Consider the following 24,841-nt stretch of genomic DNA (forward strand, 5'->3'; position numbering starts at 1 on the left):
TCTATGAGGTGAGGTTCGTCGGCCAACTGACGTGGACGCCCGCCTTGCGCAGGGCAGCGATGGCGCGGGCCCTCACCTCGCGTTCGAGCGCCCATTGTTTGTTGCCCGGGCATTTGACGACCACAGCATAGATGGCCTGCCCGTTCTCGAACTTGGTGAGTCCGAGAACATTGGGTGCCTCGATCATCTGCTCGTGCCAGGTCTCGTCCGTGTCGAGTTCCTCGGCGACGGTGGTGAGCAGGCCGAGGATCGTTTGCGGATCCTCGTTGGGGCTGACCGGAATCTCCACGGTTCCGGACGACCAGCCCTGCGTCCGGTTGCCCAGTGTCACGATCTCGCCGTTGCGCACGTACCAGATCTCGCCGTTGTCGCCCTGCACCTTGGTGACGCGCAGCGCCAGCGAGAGCACGGTGCCGTGCACGTCGTCGACATCGATGTAGTCACCGACGCCCAGCTGGTCCTCCAGCATCAGGAAGACACCCGAAATGATGTCTTTGACCAGGCTTTGGGCTCCGAAACCGAGCGCTACACCGCCGATGCCGGCCGAGGCGAGCGCCGGCATGATGTTGAGTCCGAGTGCCTCCAAGATCATGAAGATGGCGACCAGACCGATGATCGCGTCCACCAGAGAGCCGAGCATCGTGCCGAGCGTGCGGGCGCGATGCTGCTGCCGCTCCGAGTTCATGCTGCCGGCCTTCGCCAGCACATCGGCCGCCCGGCTGGTGAGTTTTTCGTGTTCGCTGTCGGCGCGGGCACGTACCGACTTCACCCAGCGCCTGATCAGCCGCTTCAGCAGACCGCGCAGCACGATCGCGAGAAGCGCGATCGTGCCGATCTCGATCAGAGTGTCGGGCCACGTAAAAGTCATTCCTGCTCCGATTCAGTGATGCTTCACGCCCGGATGAACTCGGGTTCTATCCAGATTCACCGGCTTTTCCTCAAGTTCCACAACCGTCGAACTCACCGAACTTCATGAGTATCTTCGCATTTTGTGCGCGTGAGTGAAGTACACCTGTCGGGTGCGTGTCCTGACGGCCCACCGGCGAATTCGGGTTTAACAGTGCTACGAGTGTCCCACGCGTTGCTAGCCGTTCATGAAATCGATGACGGCCTGTTTGTCGGCGCCATCTCCGTTATACGACATGGCTGCAATCGCGTACCGGTCGTTCCAGCCGACGATCCAGCTGTGTTCGGAGCCTTCGCCGAACTCGGCGGTGCCGGTCTTCGCTGCGTCGAGCACGCCTTGCATCTGGGTGCCGGTGCCGCGGGCGACGACCGCTTGCATCAGGTCACTCAGCTGGGCTGCCTCGTCGGCGGTCAGTTCCTGGGCCGACGAGGTGGGCTGTTCGTCTTGAATCAGATACGCGATCGTGGTGTGCCCGTTGGCCACCGACGCCGCCTCCGAAGCCAGAGCCATCGGCGACATCAGCACCTGGCCCTGCCCGATCATTCCGGCGGCGTGTTCGACCGGGTCGCCGGTCGCCGGGACCGAACCGTAGAAGGCGCCGAAGCCGGAGTCGTAGTCGGCCCCCATGCCGAGGCTTGCCGCGGCACCGGCGAACTGCTCATCCGATATCTGGGCGGCAGCGTTGATGAAGGCGGCATTGCATGACTGGGCCACGGCGTCGCGCAGCGGGATATCCCCGGTAAATGCAGCGGGGTATCCGGGCCAGTTGTTGAACTCGCGGCCATTCACGGTGGCGGTCGGCGTACAACTCACCGCCGAATCCGCGGTATAGCCCTGCCGGATCAACGCCAACGAGGTGGCGATCTTCATAGTAGAACCTGGCGGATATCCTCCGGTGGTCGAAAAGGACTGCCCCTCTGCGGCCGGGGATTCGGCCGCCGCGAGCACCGCACCACTCGATTTGTCGAGCACCGCGAGCAGCACCAGGTTGTCGCTGTAGCCGGAGAGAACCGACTCGGCCGTGCGTTGCAGATCGGCGTCCATCGTCAGCTGCAGTGAGGTGCCGTCGGTCGGTGCGACCGAGAAGAGCAGCTTTTCGGCCGGCGCCGATGACGTTGGGTCGGTGTCGGCAGTCTCGGATCCCGAGGTTTCGGACGGGGTAGTAGAACTCGTCTCGGATGGGCTGCCCGATGACGACGAACCGGGTGTGTCGGGGGAGGCCGTATCGGATGCGTCCGGGGATGCGTCGCTGGAGGGACTCGTCGAATCCGACTGTTCGGCGCTGCCGCTAGCCGCAGAGTCCGCGTTTGCCGAAGGCGCCGGGCCGATCTCCTCCAACTGGTCCTCGCTTCGAGCGATGATGCTGATCGCATGGCCCTGTTCACCGCGAAGCTCGGCGTCGTGGATCTGCTGCAGTCCGGATTGGCCGACCAGATCTCCCGCGGCGATCGTGCCGTCGCTGTTCTCGATGTCTTCGGCGGTGGCTTCGCCGACCGTGCCGAGAATACCGCGGGCGAAGGTGCTCGACGGCGCCAGCGGCAGGGTACCGGGAATGGCAACGGCGCCAGGAATGGCCTCGATCTCGGGAGGCACTTGACCCTCCCGCAGGGTGACGGCCGGCACGAATGCCTGTGGCCCGGACGCGGCGACCTGCTCGGCGTAGGGGTCTTCGTCGATCTCCACCAGCTTGGCCAATGCGCGGGCCGACGAGTCGATCTCGGATTCTTCGGCCTGAGTCTTGTCGATGCCCACCTTGTACACCGGACGATCTTCGACGATCGCCAGACCATCTGCGCCGATGATCGAGCCGCGCTTGGGGGTCGTCCGCTCGTCGTAGAGCCGGGTGTTGTCGCCGAGTTCGGGGTGAACGATGCTCGGCGTCCACTCGACCTGCCATTGATCTTCGTTGTAGCTCATCTGGGCGGTGGAGGTGAACGACCATTGCTGTTCGCCGAACTGATAGCTCTGATTCAGTTGGACGCTTGCCTGATCGCCCGAATCACCATAGTCAACCGACGCCACCTCAACGGTGGGAAGCAGGCCATCCAACGCGCCGGTTGTCTGTTCGTAGTCGAGGAGGGCCCGCTGCTGATCTCCGGCCAGCGGTAGATCATCGATCGATCCCTCGCTCAACGCGGCCGCCAGCTGATCGGCGGCGTCCTCACCGCCTGGCGACGGCTTGCCGCCGACGCATCCTGAAAGCACGACGGCACAGGCCATCAAACCGATGAGCAATCGGGGTCCGGTCTTCTTTGGTGGCCACATGCAATGAGGGTAGCGCCCGGCTACGACGTTTTTGATTCAAGGCGTGTCCTGATCGGCGGGACCGATTCAGCACACCTGGGCGAGAGCGGCGGCCAGGTCACCGCGCGGCTCCACCGCCACCTCGGAAAGCCCTAGCCAGCCGGCCATGGTGTGCAACTCGGCGGCTAGTTCCCGGGCCACCCTGGGCGCATCGGCATCCGGCTCGGCCCAGGCCGATCGGACGCGCAGCACGCCGGTGGCCCGGTCGGCTTTCAGGTCGACTCGGGCGCAGAACCGGTCGTCCAGCAGAAACGGGTAAACGTAGTAGCCATAGCGCCGCTTGGGCTCGGGCACATAGATCTCGATCGAATAGTCGAAGCCGAACAGGCTGCGCAGCCGGCGGCGTTCGAAGACCATCGAGTCGAAGGGCGCCAGCAGCGCCCGCGCCTCGATACGCCGCGGTATTCGGGCAGCACTCCACAACCAAGCCGGTTTGGCCCAGCACTCGACCTGCACCTTCTCGACCAGACCGTCGTCGGCGAGCCCCACCAGGGCCCGGGAGGTTTCCGCGTTGGTGAGCCGGAAATAGTCTGCGATGCAACCGAGGCTCCCCACACCCAACGCACGGATGGATCGGGCGACCAGGGTGCGGATCGCCTGGTCATCGTCCGGTGTCGGTGTCTGGATGATCGGTCGCGGAAGGACATGGCTTGGCAGATCGAACACCCGCTCGAACTGGGGGTTGCGGTAGGCCGAGGTCACCTCGCCGCACCAGAACAGCCATTCGAGCACGGTCTTGACCGTCGACCAGTTCCAACCCCAATGATCGCGGGCCCGCACCTCGTCGTACTCGATCTGGCGTGCGGTGACAGGGCCGCGCAGCGCCACCTCCTGACGGATCTGCCCCACCAGTTCGGGCTGCTCGGTGGCGACGGTGCGCATCCGTCCCCATGCTTCGCCGGACGCCCGGGCCATCCGGAACCTCAGATCGGGTTGCAGGCGGACGTCGATCAGGCTCGCGGCATGACCCCAATACTCGAACAGCCGCCGGGGCGCCTGTTGGGAACAGCGGTCGAGCAGCGCAGTGTCGTAGGGGCCGAGTCTGGAATACGCGGGCATGAAATGCGCACGAGTCACCACATTGATCGTGTCGATCTGGAATTGTGCGACAGTGTCGATCAACCGCTGGAGATCGCGGATCGTGACTTCCCGCTGTGGACGCGGCCGCCCGAAGCCCTGCGCGGCGAGCGCTATGCGGCGTGCCTGAGCGGTGCTGATCGTCCTCACGATGCTCAACCCTAGAGCTTCTTCTGGTGGTGGCGGCGCTGTGAAACAATCGAGACAACCGGAGCTGGATCCAAGGAGGTATCCCATGCCTATGCTGACAACAACGAAAGCCCATCCCACCGAGCTGTACTACCGAGACTCCAAGGGCCCGGGCAGGCCGATCGTCCTCGTGCACGGCTGGCCGGCCTCCGAAGCCTCGTGGAACCAGATCACCCCGGTGTTGCAAGAGGCAGGCTACCGGGTCATCGCCTACGACCGCCGTGGTTTCGGACGCTCCGGCAAGCCGGGATCAGGCTATGACTACGACACTTTCGCGTCCGATCTCGATGAACTGCTGATCAAACTCGATCTGTCGGACGCGGTGCTGGTCGGCTTCTCGATGGGCGGCGGCGAGGTGGCCCGCTATATCGGCAAGTACGGCACCGGGCGCGTTACCGCTGCCTGCTTCATCGGTGCGATCACGCCCTGCAACGATGCGACGCTGCCCGACAATCCCGATGGTGCCTTCACACCGGACGCCGCCGCTGAGATGCAGTCCGGCCTACTCGCCGATCCGGTCGGGTTCCTCAAGGGATTCCTGACGAACTTCTACTCGGTGCCCGCCGACGGCGACCAGACCAGGCTGATGGTTCCTGCCGCCGAGATCGATCACTCGATCATGATCGCCCAGCAGGGCAATGTGAACGCGCTGGCCTGTTGCATCCCGCTGTGGCTCACCGATTTCAGGCAGGATCTGGCGAAATTCACGGTGCCCGCGCTGGTGATCCACGGCCAGGGTGACCAGATCGTCCCGTTTGCGGCTAGCGGAGCCCGGATGCCCCAATACCTGGACGATGTCACCGTGAAGCCGATCCCCGATGGCCCCCACGGCCTGCTCGCCTCCCACCCGGACGTGGTCGCCAGAGAGCTGCTCGCCTTCCTCGGCTGACACCCATCCTTGCGAACTGCGTACCCCACGAAAATTGTTCGTGGGCAGAAATCAGGGCTTGGACTACTGTGCACGTTCGCGGCGAAAACGAGGCTGATGAACCGTCATTGCACCACGTTATGGCAATAAAGTGGTGCAAAGAGCCACCGGATCTATTGCTTGCGAACCACACGTGGGGGTGCGGACGCATTGCAGCGTCCGCACCCCTACATGTTGTTTGCCGGCAAAAATCAGGCGTTGGACGACTTCGCCCATTTGTTGATGTCTGCGTCGGTCGCGTACTTGTCGATCTCGGTCAGTTCGTCGGCGCTGAACGAGAGATTCTGCAGCGCACCCAGCGAGGTCTGCAGCTGCTTGACACTGGACGCGCCGATCAGCGCCGAGGTGACCCGCTCGTCGCGCAGCACCCAGGCGATGGCCAACTGAGCCAGCGACTGGCCACGCTTGGCGGCGATGTCGTTGAGGGCACGCAACTGCGAGATGTGCTTCTCGTCCAGGTATTCGATAGGCAGCGATCCACCACGGGCCGCCCGCGAATCGTCGGGCACACCATTGAGATAGCGGTCGGTCAGCATGCCCTGAGCGAGCGCACTGAACGCGATGATGCCCATACCCTGCTTGTCCGCCTGCTCGATCAGCGAGCCGTCCTGGCCGGTGGGCTCTTCGATCCACCGGTTGATCATCGAATAGCTGGGCTGGTGAATCAGCAGCGGGGTGCCGAGCTCCCGGGCGATCTCGGCGGCCTCGCGAGTGCGCTCGGCGGAGTAACTCGAAATGCCGACATAAAGCGCCCTGCCCGAGCGAACCGCCTGGTCGAGAGCCGAGATGGTCTCGTACAGCGGGGTATCCGGATCGAAGCGGTGCGAATAGAAGATGTCGACGTAGTCGAGTCCCATCCGGCGCAGTGATTGGTCGAGGGACGAGAGCACGTACTTGCGTCCGCCACCGCCCTGGCCGTAGGGGCCGGGCCACATGTCATAACCGGCCTTGGTCGACACCACGATCTCGTCACGGTAGGGAGCCAGGTCGGTGCGCAGCAGCTCACCGAAGTTGATCTCGGCCTGGCCGGGCGGCGGCCCGTAGTTGTTGGCGAGATCGAAGTGGGTGATTCCGGCATCGAAGGCGGCTCGCACGATGTCCCTCTGATTACCGGCCGGATGTAGGTCGCCGAAGTTCTGCCACAGCCCAAGAGAGATGGCGGGCAGCAGAAGTCCGGAGCGTCCTGTTCGGCGATAGATCATGGACCCGTCGTAGCGGGCCGGGTCTGCCTGATAGGCGATTCCGTCTGTGAGCATGCATCCATTCTTGCCGAGTCCTGGACGCGGGGCCAGCCGCATCGCGCCGGTCGCGCTCGATCTCACCACTTTGTCCGGACGCCGAGAGGGGCGTAGATCACGAAATGGAGAACGTGCGGAGAACCGCACAATCCGCTCGGGACTTGCGCACGACCGATCAGCCGTGGCCCTACAGCGCGCTTTGAGCTTGCCAGTCTTCCCAGGAGTACAGCCAGCAACCATAGGTTTGGTACGGCTGGGTGGCGAACGTGCTGCCGACGAATTCGGCCGGGTCACCGATCTGGCTGAACTCGAACAACCATTGCGCGTTGGCGGTGGTCATGCCGGTGCAGCCATGGCTGACATTGGCGACACCGTGCGAGCCATCCGCCCACGGCGCTGCGTGGAAATACTCGCCCGACCAGGTGATGCGTTGTGCCCAATAGACCTGGGTGCTGTAACCCTCGGCCGAATCGGCCGGGACGCCGAAAGTCCCGGAGTCCATGAGGACTGAATACTCCTGGTCCATGACCAGCTTGGTGCCGGTCATGGTTTCCATTCCGGGCTTACCGCAGCTGACCGGGATGGTGTTCACGGCTTCGCCGTTTTGGTAGCAGGTGAGCTGGTGGTTGTCGATATCGGTGACCGTAACCCGCAGGTCGCCATAGATGTAGTCGGCGGCCGCGTCGTTGAGAACCCAGGTGTCGCCGGCCGGCAGACCCGCGGCCTTCACCTCGACGTGTGCGGTCGAGCCCGCCTGCCAGTATTCCTTCGGACGCCACCACAGCGTGGTCTCGTCCGACCATCCCCACGAGCCCTCCTGTTCGGGCACCGTCGTGACAGACGCGGTCTTCTCGATCGCAGCCCGCTGATCGTCGGTGACCGGCATGTCGAACCGTACCCAGATGGGCATGCCGTTGCCGACGGCCACCCCGTCGGCGAACCGGAAATCGACTTCGACGACCAGGTCGGGATTCATCGTGGTGGCCGAAGCCGTAGTGGCCTGTTGACGATCTTTGGCGTCCACGGCGATCGCCTCGATCGAATACGTGGAGTTCAGCAGCAGTGCGCCCCGATCGGGCATCCACTGGCTGCCGTCAACAGTGCCCGGGATCTCGCTGCCTGTCTCGTCGACGACCTTGACCGACGAGATCGTGCCGTTCTCGACGGTGATATCGAGGGGTTCATTGGGCCACATGGTGTCCAGACCGTGAGCCGTGCCGATCGTGATGACCGCCTCGCTCTTGGTATCGGCAGTTACCGTTCCCGCGGACGACGCAGGCTGGTCGGAGCCCGCTTCTTCGGATCCGGCTCTCGCGCAACCGGCCAGGGTGAGTCCCGCAACACCCAGCAGAGCGGTGCGGCGGGTCAGTTGCATCGGCGATGTGCTCATGGCTTGCAATTCTAGGCCACCTCGGGTAAATGACCGTGGTCGTTGGCCTGTCGGTTGCCATTGTTGAGCTTTGAATTATTGGCGGTGGTCTTTCGGGGGTGCCCGTAGGCTTAACTATGGCGGAACGCGCAGTGCAGGTAGTGGTGACCGGACGCGTCCAGGGCGTGGGATTCCGGTGGTCGGCGGCAGATCATGCCGATTCTCTCGGCGTCAACGGTTGGGTACGTAACCTCTACGACGGTTCTGTCGAGGCCTGGATCGAGGGCGACGACGACAAGGTCGCGCAGATGATCGAGTGGATGCGCGACGGCCCGGGCTGGGCGAGTGTCGACACCTACCAGGTGAGCGAACAGTCCCCGAGCGGCATCAACGGCTTCCGCGTGAGGTAGCCGGACGCAATTGTGTCGCGGCACCGAGTCAGGTGTTCTTGGCTGGGACGAAGCTGTGGAACCTTGTGTAGTACTGGTCTTGAAAGTGCCGAAACGTATCACGCAGGTACCCAGGTTCGTGTGAGTATTCTTGCAAACCACGGTAGTAAAAAGCCTTCTCGTCGTCGCTGACGACAAACGGCATGATGTCGTTGCTGAGGCATTGCCCGAACAGAATCAGTCTGCCCACACGCCCGTTGCCGTCCTGGAACGGGTGGATCGTCTCGAACCTCACGTGAAAGTCGCAGATCTGGGCGAAAGTCATCTGCTTCGGTACTTCAGCAAGTAAACGGCTGATCTCGGTATCTACTTGCTCCGGGGGCGTGGTCGGGTTTCCCCCCACCTCATTGGGAAGCTTCTTCCAATCACCCACTGCGAACCAGTCCTTGGTGGCATCTTGGGTGCCGGTCTTGAGTATCCGGTGCAGCTCTTTGACGAAACCACTTGTCAACGGCTCACCAACATGATCAATCACGATGTCGAAGGCACGGAAGTGGTTGCTGGTCTCGAGCACGTCGTCGACCAAGGCGTCACCGATCACCGTGCGGGTCTCGTAGATAAATCTCGTCTGGTCTTTGCTGAGCCGACTGCCTTCGATGCGGTTCGAGTTGAATGCCATCTCAATCTGGGTGAGGTGATAGAGCCCACCGGGGAGTTTCAGTTGGCGCTGCTCGCGCAGGGTTCGCGCGAACTGACTGGCGTCGATCGCATACTCGTCGGTCATGCATTGCTCCTCGTGCTGCCGTACTGCTCAGTCTAGGTTCCTCGATGAGAACCCCTGTGTCACCTTTCGAACAGGCCAGCGCCAACCGACGCCCCGTGAGCGTGCCCATTATCTCGGGTATGTCGCCTTGTCGGGCTACTACTGGTTCGTCTGGGCGATCTATCAGGAAGTCAAGGGCAACCCGGTGGACGAGTACCTCTACCTCTGGTACCGCTACGCCCAGTCGTTTAGCGCGAAGGCGCTGGCCGCCTACGAGCAACTCGTCCCGGCCGCCGTCGCATAGTCCCGTGTTCAACAACAACGCAGAATGAACACAACTTGAACATCGTTCGTCTTTGCTGTGTACTGGTCATGAATCTGTTGTGGATATCAGCAGGTCGAGACTGCACGGAGGACACCTGTGACGCTGACAAAGTACGAGTTCGAGGTGCTCTTTGCCCTGGCGATCAGCGGCGAAGCGTTGACCCAGCGACAGATCAGTGAACGGCGAGATGTCTCCCTGGGCAGCGTGAACGCCGCCGTAGCAAGCTGTGAGCGGCGGGGCTTCGTCCAAGATCGTCGGATCACCGAGGCCGGCATTGCCGCGCTCGAGCCGTATAAGGTCGATAACGCGATCATCATGGCGGCGGGCCTGTCGTCCAGATTTGCCCCGATCTCCTATGAGAAGCCGAAGGGCATGCTCAAGGTTCGCGACGAAGTGTTGGTCGAACGTCAGATCCGCCAGTTGCTCGAAGTCGGCGTTTCTGACATCACCATGGTCGTCGGATACATGAAGGAATATTTCTTCTATCTGAGAGCCAAATATGGCGTCGATATCGTGGTGAATCCCTATTACGCGACGCGCAATAACAATTCGACGCTGTGGCTGGTCAAAGACCGGCTGCGCAACACCTTCATTTGTTCGTCCGATGATTATTTCATCGATAATCCGTTTGAGCGCTACGTCTACCAGGCCTACTACGCGTCCCAGTATGTCGAGGGACCGACCGACGAGTGGTGCCTGACCACCGGCACCGGCAATCGCATCACCGACGTGACCGTGGGAGGCAGCGATGCCTGGGTCATGCTGGGGCACGTCTACTTCAATCGCGCCTTCTCCGAGAAGTTCGTGCAGATTCTCGAAGAGGTCTATGACCTTCCGGAGACGGCCGACAAGTTGTGGGAGGGCATTTATGCCGACCACATCAAGCAGTTGAAGATGGTGCTGCGTCCATATGAGACAGGCTTCATCAACGAATTCGATTCCTTGGACGAGCTGAGCGGCTTCGATCCGGCTTTCATCGAGAACGTCGACTCCGACATCTTCGACAACATCGTTTCGGTGCTCGACTGCAAGAAATCAGAAATTCACGACTTTTACCCGCTGAAGCAGGGGCTCACCAATCTGTCCTGCCATTTCGCGGTCGGCGACGAAGAATACGTCTACCGCCATCCGGGCGTGGGCACCGAGCAGATGATCGACCGGGAGGCCGAAGAGGCGGCATTGCGCCTCGCCCGCGATCTCGGCATCGACGACACCTTCATCTTCGAGGATCCCGCTAAGGGCTGGAAGATCTCGAAGTTCATCCCGGGTGTCCGCAATCTCGACCCATACGATTCTGCGCAGGTGAAGCGTGCCATGCAGGTGTGCCGCAAGGTCCATGATTGCGGTGCCACACTCGACCGCGAATTCGACTTCTATCAGGAGGGCCTCGGCTACGAGAAGCTCCTGGCGCAGCATGGTCCCATCGATGTGCCCGGATACACCGAGCTCAAAGACAAGGTCAGCAGGCTGAAGACCTACGCCGACGCGGACGGCTACCCGACTTGCCTCAACCACAACGACTTCTTCTTCCTCAACTTCCTGGTCGACAAGAACGATGAACTCAGCCTCATCGATTGGGAATACGCGGGCATGTCCGACGTCGCGAACGATTTCGGCACCTTCACCGTGTGCTGCCAACTGTCCACGGAGCAGGCCGACGAGGCGCTCGACTTCTATTTCGGACGCCCGGCGAGCTTCGCCGAGAGACGGCACTTCTGGGCGTACGTGGTGTTCGCCGGATGGTGTTGGTACATCTGGGCGCTCGCCAAGGAGGCCGAGGGTGACAACGTCGGCGAGTGGCTTTTCATCTACTACAAGTACGCCGTTGACTACATCGATCAGGTGCTCGACTGGTACGAGTCGGCCGATCGGTACGCAGACGGCCGGCATGAAGCAAACAACGAAGACGAGCTGATCGAGGTAACGGCATGAAATACGGCATTATCAGCGGAATGACCTGGGGCCTCGACACGGTCGTACTGGGTATCGCACTAGCAATGGGTGCCTTCGCCGGCGCTCCCGAAGCGTCCATGGCAAGCGCGTTCTTGCACGATGCGGCCTGCGCGCTGGTCATGCTGATCTACATGGGGGTGCGCGGTCGGCTGCGGCACACTCTCAGCGCGCTCAAGACCCGCAGCGGCAAGGCCGTCATGGGTGCGGCCGTGCTGGGTGGCCCGTTGGGCATGTCAGGCTATCTGATCGCCATCAACAACATCGGTCCGGGATATACCGCGATCATCTCCTCGTTCTACCCGGCCGTGGGCACGGTCTTGGCATTCGTCTTCCTCAAGGAGCGGATGAAGCCGGGCCAGGTGGTGGCGCTGCTGGCGGCGCTGGCCGGAGTGATGCTGATGGGCTGGACGTCTACGACCATCGAAGGCAATGCCTGGCTGGGCATTATCGGCGCGCTGATGTGCATGATCGGCTGGGGCTCGGAGGCCGTCATTTTGGCTTGGGGCATGAGGGACGACGCGGTCGACAACGAGACCGCACTACAGATTCGTGAGACGACCTCGGCGTTGACCTACGCGCTGATCGTGGCGCCGCTGTTCGGCGTGTTGAAGTTCTCCGGGCAGGTGCTGTTCACGCCCGCGACCGCGGTGATCGCGCTCGCCGGGCTGGCCGGCACCATCTCGTATCTCTTCTATTACAAGGCGATCGACACCATCGGCGCTGCCCGTGGCATGGCGCTCAACGTCTCGTACTCGGCGTGGGCCGTGGTCTTCGGTCTGCTGCTGATGGGTACCGTTCCTGGCCCGGTGACGATCATCTGCTGCGTCGTGGTCCTGGTCGGGACGGTCCTGGCCGCCACCTCCGATTGGAATGAGCTTCGGTTCGGACGCAAGTCCCGCGGTGGCGAGTCTGTCGCTGCGGACGCCCCGGTCGGCGCTGGTGTCGGAAGGCCGGCCCCCGAGGCCAATGCATCCGACGAGTGAGCGAACTGCCTGGTCTGCAGATCGTGCCACTTAGCCCTCGCGAAGGCCGCCAGCCGGTGTCCCATATTTGATACAAGTACGTGATGCTGTTCCATTTATGGAACAGCTTTCGGAGGCGGTCGAGAGGTCCGGCCAGTCGAAGGACGCTCAAGCGCGGTATTCCACTAGCCAACCCTGGTTCCCGTACCGTTTCGTCGGCGGAGAGAGTTCAATCTCGCCCTCGACGAGATGTTTCGGACTAATGATGCGACGGCGCTGATGGCGTTCTTGGCCATCTGCACGATCTGATGCATCGCGAAGGCGAGCAAGCACCCGATGGGCATCAAAGGCTTCAACGAGGTGATGTTGCGACGCCAAGCGGGGCAGGGCCTCGTATTCTGGATCTATGACGACGCTCACACCGACTCGGAGATCTTCTGAGTTGCGCACATTGATTCAGCGCAATCGAGCAGATCTTGATGCCGTTTTTCGCTCTTATGGAGCAACGGACCCCAGGCTTTTCGGTTCCGTTGCGCGGGGCGATGCTGACGACGATAGTGACATTGACTTTCTATTTACACGCCCCGCCGGTATGGGGCTGTTCGCTCTCGCCGCGATGGGGCAAGAGCTCTCGGATCTCTTGGGCGTTGCCGTCGATGTCGTGCCCGACTCCGGCCTCTATGAGCATTTGCGATCGGGCGTCTTGGCGGATGCGGTTCCGATATGAGTAAACGAAGTGACGAGCAGTTAATTGAAGAGGCGCTGACGCATCTCGGCATCTTGCGAGAGCATCTTTCTCGTGGTGACCTGGCAGATCAGATCGTCGCTGATGCTGTGAGCATGCGTTTGGCCGCAGCCATCGACGCGTTACACCATGGCGAGCCGCTCCTGGGAGAACGGCTGTTTCTCAGCGACTGGCGCAAGATCTGGGGCACGCGTAACTACCTTGCTCATGGTTACGCGATCCTCGATATTCAGATGATCGCGGAGACTGTTCAGAACGACCTTCCCGAGTTCGAGCGGGTCCTTCGTGAAGAGCTCGGGAGATCGCGCCGGTAGCCAGTACTTTCGCCCTAGACGAGTCGGCTAACAGGGCTGAAGGGACGCGAGCGGGAGTCTCACGGAGGACTCTTGCTGGCCCTATTTGCGGTGTCCAGCCCGGCCTTGGATTCGGGTGCGGAGTCTGCGTGATCCCATCTCTATCAGGCGGACGCATACCCGCGCGGTGAGAACGGCCATGCCGAAGATCATCTCATCCAGGCGGAGCGCACCGGCCTTATGGGCGCCCCGAAACGCCTGATATTCACCGGCAATCATGCGCCAGATGGCCGACGACAGCCCTGACTCCCCGTAGGGGTTCTTGAAGGTTCCGACCAGCTGCGAATCGATGCGGATCATCGGGCGGCCGAGCGCCAAGATCAAGAGCCAGGTTTCATGATCCTCCGAGTATCGCCGCCCGGCGGGAAACCTGACCGGTATGTCTTGGCGGACCATAGCGGTTGACGTCCCGATCGGGTTGATCAGGAGGAAACGTCGTTTCGATAGCCTGCGAGTGGGCGCATCATCAACGACCGGGAGTGAATCCAGAGCTGCCTGGTCGCCGACTTGCCCCCAGCCGGCAGCGACGAGCACGGTGTCGGGGCCGGTTCGCTCTGCCGCGCGTAGTTGGGTCTCGATCTTGCGGGAGTGCCAGACGTCATCCGCGTCGAGAAAGGCGACCCAGCGCCCCTGGGCAGCGTCCCAGCCAATATTGCGCGCTTCACCGGCGCCCCCGTTTGAAGGCAGGACGATCAGTCGCGCGTGGGGTGTCTCGGCCACGATAGCTGCGGCCAGGCGCGATTCCTCCGGTGATGAGGCGTCGTCAACGACGATGATCTCTCGCACCCGAGAAGTCTGCTGCGTGACCGAATCAAGAGCGCGTTGCAGCGTCCCAGACGAGTTGAAGAACGGAATGATGGCGGTTACGTCAGCGCATGCTTTGGTCATATGTGCGCATCCCTACTGTCGATCACGAATGAACCGGCGTACTTCCTTTGATGCCTGCACGGGGCCGGAAATGGGGTGCGGCGAGTGGAAGGGGCATGTGTCTTGGCCTATGTCCGGTCGGCCGAACCATGATCGGTATCAGAGGGCGATTGCCCGGGCTGATCGTCCTCCGGTTTGTGTGTTTTCACCCGATCGTCCAACCTGCGCATCTGTAGATCCAAAATGGCGACGTGCTCGGCAAGAGTTCGAGACTTTGCCTCTGTCTTCGAAACCTCCAAGGAGAGCTGCAAACAGACGGCGAGCAACAGAAGGATGGCGAGTGCGAACAGCAGGTTCGATGGCACTTGCACGCCGACGAGGTGTGCGAGTGAACTCAACAGTCCCGGGAAAAGCGCCAGCACGATGATGACGAGGCCCACCAGCATCCACAGCGCTACGTACTTCTCGCGTAGCCGACGTGACCTGACAAGGTTGAAGAGCAAAATCAGCGTCAGTACGGCAGTGATCAGAAAAAAGATGGTGCCTCTCATGCTGCGTCCTTCTTTTCGTCCACCCGGTCGCCACGTTTGACCGGACGCCTGGTGAGCGCCACCAGCAACGAGAACATCGAACGGCCCAGATAGACGGCGGCCTTGTAGGGATTGTTTGATGGCGCGCCGGCTTGCCGTGGCCGCATCGCTACCGGCACCTGGGCCGCGCTGAGCCCTGAGCGGAGAGCAACGACCAGAGAATCCACCGTGTCTCCGAGGTACTCGACGGGGTAGTACCTGACGTACTGTTCGATGGCTTCCCGATCAGCAGCCCGGAATCCGCTGGTGATATCGGTCAGCTTGGTGCGAGCCAGCCGCGACACGATTCCGGCGAGCATCATCATCGCCCAGCGCCTGGGCCCGTGAACCTCGTAGTCGCCGCTTCCGGCGAATCGTGCTCCGATCGAGATATTGGCGTGTTCGAGACCCGCCAGCACTTTGGGGACGTTGCGCGGATCATGCTGGCCATCTGCGTCCAACTGAATGGCTTGGTCGTAGTCGAATCGTTTGGCATAGGTGAAACCGGCGCGCATGGCCCCGCCGACTCCGAGGTTATAAGGAAGACTGAGCACGCTGGCCCCAGCGGCCTGCGCAACGGCAACCGTGTTATCGGTAGACCCGTCGTCCACCACCAAGACGTCGATATCGGGAAGCACCAAGCGGGCTTCCGCAACAGTCGTACCGATCGCCTCTTCCTCATTCCACGCCGGCATGATGAGCAATGTGCGCGGCATCTTCACCTCTCGATCGGTCTGGCGTATGCACCACCTCATAGCAGGATAGCTGTCGAGAACTCTAGTGGCTGTTGTGAAGGGGCCGTGTTGAAGCACCCGGCGGTTCGGTCATGTTCGGACGCCCAACGCGACAGTTGCCTACCTGGGCCTGCCTGTCGCGTAGTATTCGATGCCCAAACAGGTGACGAAAGCGTCTTCGCCCCCGGGGCAGCTATTCGAGCGTGATCGCTGAACAGATCGGCCCTGTTATCTTTATCACTGGTTGCGAGCACACACATATACGAGTGTTGGGCCAACTGGAGAGGTTGAGCGATGGCGTTCAAGGAGTACGAGAGCCCCGAGTTGCTACGCGAGGTTCAACGAGTCACGGTCATCGTTTTGGCCGAGTTCGACAGGGTTTGCCGGTTGCTCGATATTCCCTACGTCGCCTACGGTGGCACCGCGATCGGCGCTGTGCGGCACCAAGGTTTCATTCCGTGGGACGACGATGTCGATGTGGCGATGATGCGCTCGGATTACGAGCGTTTTCTGGCCGAGGCGCCCGCGGTCTTGGGCGACAATTTCGAGATTCATAACACCAGGAATCATCGCGACTTCACTGCGGTCTTCTCGTTTCTGACTCTCAAGGGCACGCAGCTCGTGCACGAAGACATCAAGGATCACTCCTACCGCAAGCCGGTGAGTGTCGATCTCTTCCCTCTCGACAACGTTGCCGATGACCCGAAGCTGCGGCGCCGGCAATGCCGGCAGGCCTGGTTCTGGGGCCGCCTCATGTATCTGAGTGCAACGGGAAAACCGAATGTGGCATTGACCGGCTGGAAGCGTTCCCTCGTCTTGGCAATCACTTCTGCTGCCCATTGGGCAATGCGCGTCCTGCATATGGACGGCGCCTGGGTGCAGAAGCACTGGGACAAGGTGGCTCGGCGATACGAGAACGACACCACCGAATTGATGGCCGACTTTTCCGACCTCACCCCGATGGCTTGGGCGGTAACGGCCGAGGACATGTTTCCGGCGGTCGATGCGCCTTTCGAGAACCTCACGATCAAGATCCCGCGTGACTATGACAAGGTCCTCACCAACGGTTTCGGCGATTATATGGAGTTACCGCCGGTGGAGAAACGCAAGAACCACGCCCCCTACTTCATCGATCTTGGTGAGTACTGAGCCATGCGCATCGCCTTCTTGGTCAACAACTATCCGCCTCACGTCGGCGGCCTTGAAATGCATGTTCATGCGCTTGCCTGCGCCCTGCGCGGTCGTGGCCACGACGTCACGGTGGTCGCGCTCAGCGACTCACCGGGCGAATCAGACGAGGAAGACATGCATGTCATCCGACTGCGCGAGCGCTTTCGGATAGCCGATGTGCTGGCATTTCCGCCGCTCGGCACGGCACGGCGGCTTCGGCAGATGCTGCGTGATGGCGGCTTTGATCTGGTGTCGGTGCACACGCGCTTTTTCCCCATGACCTGGTTGGGTGTCGATGCCGCCCGGGCCTGCGGCATCCCGGTGGTCGTCACTGAGCACGGCTCAGGTTACGTTGCGTCCAATTCACCGATCATCGCTGTTGCGTCCAGGATCGTTGACCTCACTTTCGGACGCCGCGCTCTGCGCCGCGCCAGCCACGTGATCGGGGTGTCGGAGAACGCGGTGGCGTTCGTGAAACGGCTGTCCGGAGCCGAGGCAGAGGTCTTCTACAACGCCATCGACCTGCCGGCTCAGGCGCCGGAAACACCGGCCCGAAATCCCAAACATCTGGTCTTCGTGGGTCGGCTGGTGCCGGGCAAGGGCTGGGAAGCATTCATGGAGACGGTGACTCAGCTGCGGGCTAAGGGGTTCGACGTCACCGGGAGCCTGCTCGGGAACGGTCCCGACGAAGAAGCAGCTCGGCGGGCCGCGCCGGATGGTGTTACCGTTCATGGCCGGGTTTCGCCGGCAGAGGTGGGCGTCCAATTGCGGGGTGCGACTTTGGTGAATCCGACCGTGCTGTCCGAAGGCTTCCAGACAACGCTGCTCGAGGCCCTCGCCGCCGGCGGCCAGGTGGTGACCTATCCGGTGCCGGGCGCGCAAGTGCTCGCTGACGACGGTGCTCCGGTGACGATCACCGACCGGCGCGACCAAACGAGCTTGCGGCAGGCGGTCGAGGCGGTTCTGGACGACCCCGGTGAGCCTTACCCGTGGCGCAAGCTGGAGAAGTGGTCGTGGCGAAACAGGGCGGCCCAGTTCGAAGCGATCGCCGCCGAACTCATTCGTTAGGTTCTGGTTCGGTGGGAAGGGGCTCGGCAACTGCTGGCCCCTTCTTGAAGGCACGGAGGATGAAGGCCGCCATCACAATCGCGCCGATGCCGTATGACGCTATTCCAGTGAAACTCACACCGTTCATGTCCCACCTGTTGACGAAGAAGTAGGTGGTCGGAACCGCGATGACGACTGCCAGCACGTTGCCGATGAAGCTTCCGGTGAACGAACGGAGCACCACGAGCAGATCGCTAAAAAACCAGACGTAGGCGGAGACCACCGTAGTAGCGATGATCGGAAGCAGCAGGTACGTGTATGGCCGGATGCTGTCTCCGAACATCAGGCTGAGCAGCCAAGGGCCGAGCAGTTCGAGAACGACCGCGCTGATGAGACCGATGCCGATGATGGCCAGCAGGACTTTGCCAAAGAGGCGAGTGAGTTCTTTCCTGCGGTGTTCGGCAAAATGCGTTGAGAATACACTCAACAGAGGGTTGTAGACATAGCTGGCACCCATCTGAATGATGGCAACCGGAGCGGCCACCGAAGCGTAGATACCAAGCGCACTGTCACCTTCCACGAACGAGAGAAACTGGCGCGGAATTGAAGGGGCTGCGGCGCATGCAACTGCTGCTATGACGATCGGGAAGCAGTACTTGAGCAGATGGATGACCTTCACCCAGCTGATGCCGATCTTGATTGGCCCGAATTGTCGCGATCGTGGCAGGTCGTAAAGCAATCCGACAGCAACGGTGACGATGGCCATACCCGCCAGCGCTGCTTCGAGGCTTCTGCTGAGGCCGAAGATGCCGATGAATGCCACGAAGGTGGAGATGCCCTGGAACATCAGCGATTTGCCGATGTAGTCCATGCGACCGTTCACCTGGTCAAAGCCGTGTAAGACATCGATGAGCAGCGAACAGATCTTGAAAACAGCGTAAAGACAGATAGCGAAAAGTGTTTGGGGAGGACAGCTGATCGCGGCGTAGACAATGCACCCGGTCAGGGCCAATCCCGAAGTGACCATCCGAAACGCAAAGTACTCGCCGACCGTGTTCTCACGCCTCACATCGGAGACTTGATAGGTGTACATCCGATAGATAGCGAGCGGGCCAAAGATGTTATAGACCGTCATTGCCAGCGATAACATGCCGGCTGCGGCATATCCGCCCGACAGCCTCACGACTAATATCGTGATGAGCCACTGGAACCCCAAGTAGGTGAGTGAGCCGATCGAGTTCCAGAGCATGTTCGCCCGGATCGACAATGGACGCGGAGCTCGCGACTCAGCCGGGCCGGTGCCCTCCTCGCCGCTTGCCGACTCGTCAGTCATGCAAAGTGCCATCTTTCCAATAAGACTTACAAAAGTGTGGGAGCCGCTGATCTTCGGGCGGTGGAGTCATGTAGTCCCCAAAGATGGATGTCAAAAAGGCGTCATAGCTGCGTGGTGCCAGGAAGCTGTGCCCTTCAAACTCCACGGTCGTGGATTCCAGAAAGGAGTGCGGCATCCGTTCAGCCGGGCCGTATGACCAGATCACCGTAGCAACATCATTACTGTCAGTGATCGGCGTCGCGGCCGCCAGTCGGTCGAGTCTCTTTGCCTCCGCATAGATATCCCTACGTCGTGCAAGTGGCGTTAGGACGCTCTTGATGGCCTTTCGGAGGGGGCTGCTCGCAACGCGAGGATTTGCTACGACAAAGTCATAGACGCGTTTAGTCCGGGCATTGGCCCGGAACGGCTCGTCGTCTGCTGGTAGACCGTCAACGGGAAAGATGTCGATCCACACACCTGATCGATATCGAGGATCCACATATTGCTCGTCGACGTAGGTTCTGCTGTCAACGATCTTGAAGAATGGATAGATCGATGACTTATCCCGATACGAAATGAGCTTCAGATTCGATCCGGCATGCTCGTCATTGAATAGGCCGTAGAGTTTCTCATAATCCTCCCGGGGCATGGTGATATCGATGTCGTCGTCCCACGGTATGAAGCCGTGGTGACGTATTGCGCCGAGCAGCGTCCCATAGGCAAGGTAATACCGCAAGCCATGACGGGTGCAGAAGTCTGCCACATCAATCAAGATGCCCAACTCGAGCGTTTTCATCTCGGGAAGTTCAATCGCTTCCATCTGTGCCTCCTGGCTTAGCGATAAACCGTTCTGCGTAGGATGACTGAGGGTATGTAGGCCAACGCCGCAATGATGCGATTGGGAGCGTTGCGCACGCCACGGCGGGTACCGCTGAGTTGGCAGCCGACGAGGTAGAGGATCGAGTTGTAGAACTTCAACCAGAAGGTGTCGGAGTATTCCACATACATGCGTTTAAGCGTCATGTAGCCGATCGGGTTCTTCTTCGTGATGGCACGGACATTGGCGGTATAGCCATCGGCCAGATACTCGCGCACGATGAGAACCCGATCGATAACACCAAGCGAATAGTGCTGATCGATCTGGTGATAGACGTAGGGCTCCGCCATGAACTTCTCGCCGTCGGCCACCCAGAATGGATAACGCTTGAGGATCTCCGTGCGGTGCAGCGGAGCCGTATCGCCCTTGTGACCATGTTTGTAGTAGAGATCCCAATAGGTTGTGCGGGTGATCCCTGGAGGCATGCCGTTACTGAGCGGTGTTTCGGCGTCGCTCCCGCACATTCCGATCAGGCCAGCGACAGTCGGATCGTCCTGATACGACACCCAGCTGTCCAAGACAGTGTCAACTGCTCGAGGAGCGAGCAGATCGTCCGAATCGACGCATAGAAAGAGTTCGCTGGTGCACAACTCGACGCCACGGTTGTAGGCGCGTTGTTTGCCGCCGTTGGGCTGTTTGGAGTACTCGATGCGGAAGGGAGCGTCCGTCATAAAGCGTCGCACGAGTGCTTCGGTGTCGTCCGTGGAGCCGTCGTCGACGATCAGCCAGTAGAACTGCCGTGAGTTCTGTCGCTTGAGGCTTTCGAACAGCGCCTCAAGTGTGTGCGCCCGATTGTACGTCGGGGTGAATATGCATAAACGCTCCACCTGGCGCATGTTACAGGCTTGCCGTTGGCTGTATCCATAGTGGTATCGGTCATTGAAGCTGGCGACCACCGGATGTCCTCGCGCCTGGCCGAGTAACTCGGTCACGCACAGGTCTGCACGGTGGTGATCGCGTTACGCCTCGATGCGCCGGGGCCCTGCCTGCCAGGCTTCCCAGGCGGACGCAACGATCTCGTCGAGGTCGGCCTTCGCGACAAAGCCCAGATCCTCGCGGATTCGGTCGGCGGAGGCGATCAGCTTCGGTGGGTCCCCGGCGCGGCGTCCCTCGACCAGAGGCGAAGTGTCCAGCCCGGAGACGCGTCCGATCGATTCGATGACCTCGGTGACCGATGAACCCCGGCCGGTGCCCACATTGAACACGTGATGGGTGAGTTGGCCGTCAAGACCGTGCAGCGCGGCGATATGGGCCTCGGCAAGGTCTTTCACGTGCACATAATCGCGAATGCAGGTGCCGTCGGGGGTGGGATAGTCGTCGCCGAAGACACGGGGCGCCGCACCGTCGGCGAGCTTGTCGAGCACCATCGGGATCAGATTCATGATCACCGAATCTCCAAGTTCGGGCCAGCCGGCACCGGCGACGTTGAAGTAACGCAGTGCCACCCAGTTGAGCCCCCAAGCCCGCTCGCAGTCCGCGAGAATCCACTCACCGATCAGCTTGGAGCGTCCATATGGGTTGATGGGTTCGGTCGGCGAATCCTCGGTGACCACTGCATCCTCAGGCGCGCCATAGACCGAAGCAGACGACGAGAAGATCATCTTTGTCACGTTCTCGCGGCGCATCGCCTCCAGCACATTCACCAGGCCGCCGATATTCTGCTGGTAATAGAAGAGCGGACGCTCGACCGATTCGCCGACCTGCTTCTTCGCGGCGAAGTGAATGACCGCGTCAACCTTCTCGCGGCGGATAACACCGGCGAGAGCCTCGGGCGCAGCATTGGCGGAGATGTCGATCTGTTCGAGCGTGGTATCACCGATCCGGGCAGGCACGCCGTTGGACAGGTCGTCCACGACCACAACGTCGGTGCCCGATTCGCGTAGCAACCGAACCACATGGGAGCCGATGTAGCCCGCGCCACCCACAACAAGAACGCTCATCCGTCTTCTCCTAGCTCATTGCTTCGCCATTGAGGTCGTGTCCGATGGTAGTGCAGGAAAGCCAGAGCATTGTTAAATGCCAAACCTGGCGAGATACACGGTGCTCCTCCGACTATGAGGCATCCTTGGGCAAGTCTCCCTACTCTGAGTAGGGTGTCTCGGGCCCGACCGGTAGTCTTCGTAGCGGATTCGTGTGGAATCTGAAGCGGTTGGAAGGCGATATCGGATGGGTCCCAGTTCGAAGGCTCGGCGCCGAAGCACGTTGGGGGTAACGCTGCGTATCCTCGGCTGGATGGTCCCGCTCGCGGGGTTTTTGCTGACAGGCTGGGCTTGGGCCTGGTCATCACCTGTGGGATCAGGTCCCGATGACGATTATCACATGGCGAGTATCTGGTGTCCTACGCCTCTTGAGACATCCGGGTGCCTTGCAGGATACGATGATTCAGGAAACGCCATAATTCATATCCCCAATTCGATTGGTCCACGTGCATGTTATGCGCAGCACCCAGACGAGTCTGGGGGATGCCAGCGCGATGTTGAGCGTGAAGTTCAAACGACGCGGGTAGATAATGGCGGATACCCGGGCGGCTACTACGACTTCATGCATTGGTTCGTCGGCCCTGATACACACCAAAGTGTGTATTCAATGCGGGTGTTCAATGTGATACTCGCTGGGCTGCTGTTCGCTGCAACTGCTGCTGTGAGTGGAAAATCGGCGCGGCTACCAGTGATCGGTGGCATGATTGTCGGGCTTGTGCCGCTCGGGATCTTTTTAGTGGCGTCGGTCAATCCAAGCGCCTGGGCGATTATCGGCGTTGCCGTAGCTTGGGGCAGTACTCACGCATTAATCGCTCCGCATTCTGCTCGATGGAAGCGAATTGGAGCAGTTTTGTTGCTGCTTTTGGGGGCGACGATTGCCGCTGTAAGCCGGGGAGATGCCGGTGCTTTCGTAGTGGTGGTGACGGCAGGATATCTGATACTTCAGTATCGTCGAGGGGCACCACGAATCGCCATCTTCGGCGTCGTCTTGGCGAGTCTAATTGGGCTAATCGGGTTTATGTCAGCAGGTCAATCGGCTAGTGGTCTAACTCAACCATGGATTGACGGAGGATCGCTCACGGGGTTTTCTTTGCTGATTCGTAATATTCGGGACTTGCCGCTGCTCTTTGGTGGAATGTTCGGGTATCAATGGGGGCTGGGTTGGCTGGATACCAGCCTGCCAAGCATCACGGCCGTTGCGATGCTTATGGTGGTTGGGGGTATCCTCTTCGTTGGCACGCAGCGGATTTCCTGGCGTAAAGGGTTGATCCTAATGATGCTTTTTGGCGCGGCATCGGCTCTCGCGCTCTGGACGCTACAGCTAAGTAATACGACAGTTGGCAACCAGGTACAACCCCGTTATCTGCTGCCCCTCATCTTGGTCTTTTGCATGGTGCTTTTCGTGGATGAAAATCATTCTGAGCGTTCGATTCACTTCCCCGTGGCGACACGGTGGCTGGTGTGGACGTTCTTGGTCATCGCTCAGTGCTTCGCCCTACAACGAAACATCCGACGGTATATAACTGGCATCGATGTTGATGGCTTCAATTTGAATGTGGCCGTTGAATGGTGGGAAGCGCCGGTGCAGCCCATGACACTGTGGGTACTCGGCACGCTTGGATTTGCCATGTTTGCAGCGGCGCTTCTTTATGTAGGGAGGCCGACTGAGGCCGAGGGCTCCGCCGCGGAAGATCTTGAGCCGACACCTAAGCGAGCAACAGCACAGGCGTAGTTGATACCGTGATCCCATGAGCAAACTCTTGGTGACCGGTGGCGCCGGTTTCATTGGGTCGAACTTCGTCCACCACGTGATGGCCCACACCGACGATCAAGTGGTGGTGCTGGATAAGCTCACCTACGCGGGCAATCTGGCCTCCCTGGAGGGGCTGCCCGAGAACCGGTACGAATTCGTCAAGGGCGACATCTGTGACCGGGAGCTTGTTGATGATCTGGTCAGCAAGGTTGACACGGTGGTGCATTTCGCAGCCGAATCCCATAATGACAACTCTTTGAACAATCCCGAGCCGTTCATCACCACCAATCTCTACGGCACCTTCTCGCTACTCGAAGCCGTCCGCGCGCACGACAAGCGCTACCACCACATCTCGACCGACGAGGTCTACGGCGATCTCGAGCTCGACGATCCCGACAAGTTCCACGAGACGACGCCTTACAAGCCGTCGAGCCCGTACTCGTCGTCCAAGGCGGGTTCTGATCATCTGGTGCGAGCTTGGGCACGCAGCTTCGGCGTACGTGCGACGATCAGCAACTGCTCCAACAACTACGGTCCCCGCCAGCATGTGGAGAAGTTCATTCCGCGCCAGGTCACCAATGTGATCGACGGCATCCGCCCCAAGCTGTACGGCCAAGGGCTCAATGTGCGCGATTGGATTCATGTGGACGACCACAACTCTGCGGTGCTGCGCATTCTCGAAGCCGGCGAGATCGGCGAGACCTACCTGATCGGCGCCAACGGTGAGAAAGACAACAAGACCGTGATCGAGCTGATTCTCTCCGAGATGGGGCAGCCGGCAGACGCCTACGATCACGTGAACGACCGCCCCGGCCACGACATGCGCTACGCGATCGACTCCACGAAGCTGCGCACCGAGCTGGGCTGGCAGCCGAAGTACAACAATTTCGAGACAGGGCTTGCGGCCACCATCGAGTGGTACCGCGCCAACGAGGGCTGGTGGCGGCCACAGAAGGCGGCCGTCGAGGCCAAATACGCCGCCCAGGGCCAGTAAGCACATAGCCGGTACAAGAAGAAAGACAGGACGCATC

24 protein-coding genes are annotated in these 24,841 nt (G+C 60.7%); 11 read left to right on the forward strand and 13 right to left on the reverse strand.

Going from position 1 to position 24,841, the window contains the following annotated elements; all coding sequences use genetic code 11:
• Position 1: 1 nt before the first annotated feature.
• The 3 genes from QQ658_RS14095 to QQ658_RS14105 form a co-directional block, all read right to left on the reverse strand.
• Positions 2–868, reverse strand: a complete 867-nt coding sequence (locus tag QQ658_RS14095) for a mechanosensitive ion channel family protein (protein ID WP_286025469.1) — start codon at positions 866–868, stop codon at positions 2–4.
• A 216-nt stretch (positions 869–1,084) separates the two neighbouring features.
• Positions 1,085–3,172, reverse strand: a complete 2,088-nt coding sequence (locus tag QQ658_RS14100; RefSeq protein ID WP_286025470.1) for a penicillin-binding transpeptidase domain-containing protein — start codon at positions 3,170–3,172, stop codon at positions 1,085–1,087.
• Positions 3,173–3,238: 66 nt separating this feature from the next.
• Entirely contained in the window at positions 3,239–4,438 is a 1,200-nt protein-coding gene (locus QQ658_RS14105; protein ID WP_286025471.1) for a winged helix-turn-helix domain-containing protein, read from the reverse strand.
• An 85-nt stretch (positions 4,439–4,523) separates the two neighbouring features.
• Here QQ658_RS14105 and QQ658_RS14110 point away from each other — a divergent pair, with 85 nt between their 5' ends.
• Positions 4,524–5,366 carry an alpha/beta fold hydrolase gene (locus tag QQ658_RS14110; protein ID WP_286025472.1) on the forward strand — a complete coding sequence of 281 codons (843 nt, stop codon included), beginning with the start codon at positions 4,524–4,526 and terminating at the stop codon, positions 5,364–5,366.
• 230 nt (positions 5,367–5,596) lie between these two features.
• Here the strand turns inward: QQ658_RS14110 and mgrA are convergent, their stop codons facing one another.
• Positions 5,597–6,661: an L-glyceraldehyde 3-phosphate reductase gene (gene mgrA, locus QQ658_RS14115; RefSeq protein ID WP_286025473.1), complete on the reverse strand. Its 1,065-nt coding sequence runs from the start codon at positions 6,659–6,661 to the stop codon at positions 5,597–5,599.
• Positions 6,662–6,830: 169 nt separating this feature from the next.
• A complete protein-coding gene (locus QQ658_RS14120; protein ID WP_286025474.1) occupies positions 6,831–8,033 on the reverse strand; it encodes a L,D-transpeptidase in 1,203 nt (400 codons plus the stop codon).
• A 116-nt stretch (positions 8,034–8,149) separates the two neighbouring features.
• Here QQ658_RS14120 and QQ658_RS14125 point away from each other — a divergent pair, with 116 nt between their 5' ends.
• Entirely contained in the window at positions 8,150–8,422 is a 273-nt protein-coding gene (locus QQ658_RS14125) for an acylphosphatase (RefSeq protein ID WP_286025475.1), read from the forward strand.
• A gap of 28 nt (positions 8,423–8,450) precedes the next feature.
• Here QQ658_RS14125 and QQ658_RS14130 read toward each other — a convergent pair whose 3' ends face one another.
• A complete protein-coding gene (locus QQ658_RS14130) occupies positions 8,451–9,185 on the reverse strand; it encodes a Fic family protein (RefSeq protein ID WP_286025476.1) in 735 nt (244 codons plus the stop codon).
• Positions 9,186–9,312: 127 nt separating this feature from the next.
• On the opposite strand from QQ658_RS14130, the gene QQ658_RS14135 reads away from it, so the two are divergent.
• From QQ658_RS14135 to QQ658_RS14155, 5 genes are all read left to right on the forward strand, one after another.
• On the forward strand, positions 9,313–9,468 hold the full coding sequence (locus tag QQ658_RS14135) for a hypothetical protein (RefSeq protein ID WP_286025477.1): 156 nt from the start codon (positions 9,313–9,315) through the stop codon (positions 9,466–9,468).
• A gap of 117 nt (positions 9,469–9,585) precedes the next feature.
• The gene (locus QQ658_RS14140) at positions 9,586–11,421 is read left to right on the forward strand and encodes a phosphotransferase (RefSeq protein WP_286025478.1); all 1,836 of its coding nucleotides are present in this window, start codon (positions 9,586–9,588) and stop codon (positions 11,419–11,421) included.
• A complete protein-coding gene (locus QQ658_RS14145) occupies positions 11,418–12,425 on the forward strand; it encodes a DMT family transporter (protein WP_286025479.1) in 1,008 nt (335 codons plus the stop codon). The genes QQ658_RS14140 and QQ658_RS14145 overlap by 4 nt, the downstream gene beginning before the upstream one ends.
• A 385-nt stretch (positions 12,426–12,810) precedes the next feature.
• Entirely contained in the window at positions 12,811–13,131 is a 321-nt protein-coding gene (locus QQ658_RS14150; RefSeq protein ID WP_286025480.1) for a nucleotidyltransferase family protein, read from the forward strand.
• A complete protein-coding gene (locus QQ658_RS14155) occupies positions 13,128–13,463 on the forward strand; it encodes a HepT-like ribonuclease domain-containing protein (protein WP_286025481.1) in 336 nt (111 codons plus the stop codon). Before QQ658_RS14150 ends, QQ658_RS14155 begins: the two co-directional genes overlap by 4 nt.
• Before the next feature lie 81 nt (positions 13,464–13,544).
• Here the strand turns inward: QQ658_RS14155 and QQ658_RS14160 are convergent, their stop codons facing one another.
• The 3 genes from QQ658_RS14160 to QQ658_RS14170 all read right to left on the reverse strand — a co-directional run bounded on the left by QQ658_RS14160 (position 13,545) and on the right by QQ658_RS14170 (position 15,654).
• Entirely contained in the window at positions 13,545–14,390 is an 846-nt protein-coding gene (locus tag QQ658_RS14160) for a glycosyltransferase family 2 protein (RefSeq protein WP_286025482.1), read from the reverse strand.
• A gap of 107 nt (positions 14,391–14,497) precedes the next feature.
• Positions 14,498–14,920, reverse strand: a complete 423-nt coding sequence (locus QQ658_RS14165) for a DUF2304 domain-containing protein (protein WP_286025483.1) — start codon at positions 14,918–14,920, stop codon at positions 14,498–14,500.
• On the reverse strand, positions 14,917–15,654 hold the full coding sequence (locus tag QQ658_RS14170) for a glycosyltransferase family 2 protein (protein ID WP_286025484.1): 738 nt from the start codon (positions 15,652–15,654) through the stop codon (positions 14,917–14,919). The genes QQ658_RS14165 and QQ658_RS14170 overlap by 4 nt, the downstream gene beginning before the upstream one ends.
• 312 nt (positions 15,655–15,966) lie before the next feature.
• Here QQ658_RS14170 and QQ658_RS14175 point away from each other — a divergent pair, with 312 nt between their 5' ends.
• Entirely contained in the window at positions 15,967–16,821 is an 855-nt protein-coding gene (locus tag QQ658_RS14175) for a LicD family protein (RefSeq protein ID WP_286025485.1), read from the forward strand.
• 3 nt (positions 16,822–16,824) lie between these two features.
• The gene (locus QQ658_RS14180; RefSeq protein ID WP_286025486.1) at positions 16,825–17,910 is read left to right on the forward strand and encodes a glycosyltransferase family 4 protein; all 1,086 of its coding nucleotides are present in this window, start codon (positions 16,825–16,827) and stop codon (positions 17,908–17,910) included.
• Here QQ658_RS14180 and QQ658_RS14185 read toward each other — a convergent pair.
• From QQ658_RS14185 to galE, 4 genes are all read right to left on the reverse strand, one after another.
• A complete protein-coding gene (locus QQ658_RS14185) occupies positions 17,900–19,072 on the reverse strand; it encodes a lipopolysaccharide biosynthesis protein (protein WP_286025487.1) in 1,173 nt (390 codons plus the stop codon). The genes QQ658_RS14180 and QQ658_RS14185 overlap by 11 nt on opposite strands.
• A 142-nt stretch (positions 19,073–19,214) precedes the next feature.
• Positions 19,215–20,021: a LicD family protein gene (locus QQ658_RS14190; protein ID WP_286025488.1), complete on the reverse strand. Its 807-nt coding sequence runs from the start codon at positions 20,019–20,021 to the stop codon at positions 19,215–19,217.
• Positions 20,022–20,035: 14 nt separating this feature from the next.
• The gene (locus tag QQ658_RS14195) at positions 20,036–21,010 is read right to left on the reverse strand and encodes a glycosyltransferase family A protein (protein WP_286025489.1); all 975 of its coding nucleotides are present in this window, start codon (positions 21,008–21,010) and stop codon (positions 20,036–20,038) included.
• A gap of 27 nt (positions 21,011–21,037) precedes the next feature.
• Positions 21,038–22,018: a UDP-glucose 4-epimerase GalE gene (gene galE, locus QQ658_RS14200; protein ID WP_286025490.1), complete on the reverse strand. Its 981-nt coding sequence runs from the start codon at positions 22,016–22,018 to the stop codon at positions 21,038–21,040.
• A gap of 292 nt (positions 22,019–22,310) precedes the next feature.
• Here galE and QQ658_RS14205 point away from each other — a divergent pair, with 292 nt between their 5' ends.
• Positions 22,311–23,789, forward strand: a complete 1,479-nt coding sequence (locus QQ658_RS14205) for a DUF2142 domain-containing protein (protein WP_286025491.1) — start codon at positions 22,311–22,313, stop codon at positions 23,787–23,789.
• Positions 23,790–23,805: 16 nt separating this feature from the next.
• Positions 23,806–24,804: a dTDP-glucose 4,6-dehydratase gene (rfbB, locus tag QQ658_RS14210; protein WP_286025492.1), complete on the forward strand. Its 999-nt coding sequence runs from the start codon at positions 23,806–23,808 to the stop codon at positions 24,802–24,804.
• Positions 24,805–24,841: the final 37 nt, after the last annotated feature.

It is taken from the genome of Propionimicrobium sp. PCR01-08-3 (assembly GCF_030286045.1).
Taxonomy (GTDB): domain Bacteria; phylum Actinomycetota; class Actinomycetes; order Propionibacteriales; family Propionibacteriaceae; genus Brooklawnia.

Excerpts from the sequence above, each read along its gene's own strand:
- QQ658_RS14170 (WP_286025484.1), bottom strand. The coding sequence starts at position 15,654 with ATGCCGCGCACATTGCTCATCATGCCGGCGTGGAATGAGGAAGAGGCG.
- QQ658_RS14150 (WP_286025480.1), top strand. The coding sequence starts at position 12,811 with ATGACGACGCTCACACCGACTCGGAGATCTTCTGAGTTGCGCACATTG.
- QQ658_RS14180 (WP_286025486.1), top strand. The coding sequence starts at position 16,825 with ATGCGCATCGCCTTCTTGGTCAACAACTATCCGCCTCACGTCGGCGGC.
- QQ658_RS14100 (WP_286025470.1), bottom strand. The coding sequence starts at position 3,172 with ATGTGGCCACCAAAGAAGACCGGACCCCGATTGCTCATCGGTTTGATG.
- QQ658_RS14175 (WP_286025485.1), top strand. The coding sequence starts at position 15,967 with ATGGCGTTCAAGGAGTACGAGAGCCCCGAGTTGCTACGCGAGGTTCAA.
- QQ658_RS14205 (WP_286025491.1), top strand. The coding sequence starts at position 22,311 with ATGGTCCCGCTCGCGGGGTTTTTGCTGACAGGCTGGGCTTGGGCCTGG.
- QQ658_RS14160 (WP_286025482.1), bottom strand. The coding sequence starts at position 14,390 with ATGACCAAAGCATGCGCTGACGTAACCGCCATCATTCCGTTCTTCAAC.
- QQ658_RS14110 (WP_286025472.1), top strand. The coding sequence starts at position 4,524 with ATGCCTATGCTGACAACAACGAAAGCCCATCCCACCGAGCTGTACTAC.
- mgrA (WP_286025473.1), bottom strand. The coding sequence starts at position 6,661 with ATGCTCACAGACGGAATCGCCTATCAGGCAGACCCGGCCCGCTACGAC.
- QQ658_RS14130 (WP_286025476.1), bottom strand. The coding sequence starts at position 9,185 with ATGACCGACGAGTATGCGATCGACGCCAGTCAGTTCGCGCGAACCCTG.
- QQ658_RS14095 (WP_286025469.1), bottom strand. The coding sequence starts at position 868 with ATGACTTTTACGTGGCCCGACACTCTGATCGAGATCGGCACGATCGCG.
- QQ658_RS14145 (WP_286025479.1), top strand. The coding sequence starts at position 11,418 with ATGAAATACGGCATTATCAGCGGAATGACCTGGGGCCTCGACACGGTC.
- QQ658_RS14155 (WP_286025481.1), top strand. The coding sequence starts at position 13,128 with ATGAGTAAACGAAGTGACGAGCAGTTAATTGAAGAGGCGCTGACGCAT.
- QQ658_RS14125 (WP_286025475.1), top strand. The coding sequence starts at position 8,150 with ATGGCGGAACGCGCAGTGCAGGTAGTGGTGACCGGACGCGTCCAGGGC.
- QQ658_RS14190 (WP_286025488.1), bottom strand. The coding sequence starts at position 20,021 with ATGGAAGCGATTGAACTTCCCGAGATGAAAACGCTCGAGTTGGGCATC.
- rfbB (WP_286025492.1), top strand. The coding sequence starts at position 23,806 with ATGAGCAAACTCTTGGTGACCGGTGGCGCCGGTTTCATTGGGTCGAAC.
- QQ658_RS14165 (WP_286025483.1), bottom strand. The coding sequence starts at position 14,920 with ATGAGAGGCACCATCTTTTTTCTGATCACTGCCGTACTGACGCTGATT.
- QQ658_RS14120 (WP_286025474.1), bottom strand. The coding sequence starts at position 8,033 with ATGAGCACATCGCCGATGCAACTGACCCGCCGCACCGCTCTGCTGGGT.
- galE (WP_286025490.1), bottom strand. The coding sequence starts at position 22,018 with ATGAGCGTTCTTGTTGTGGGTGGCGCGGGCTACATCGGCTCCCATGTG.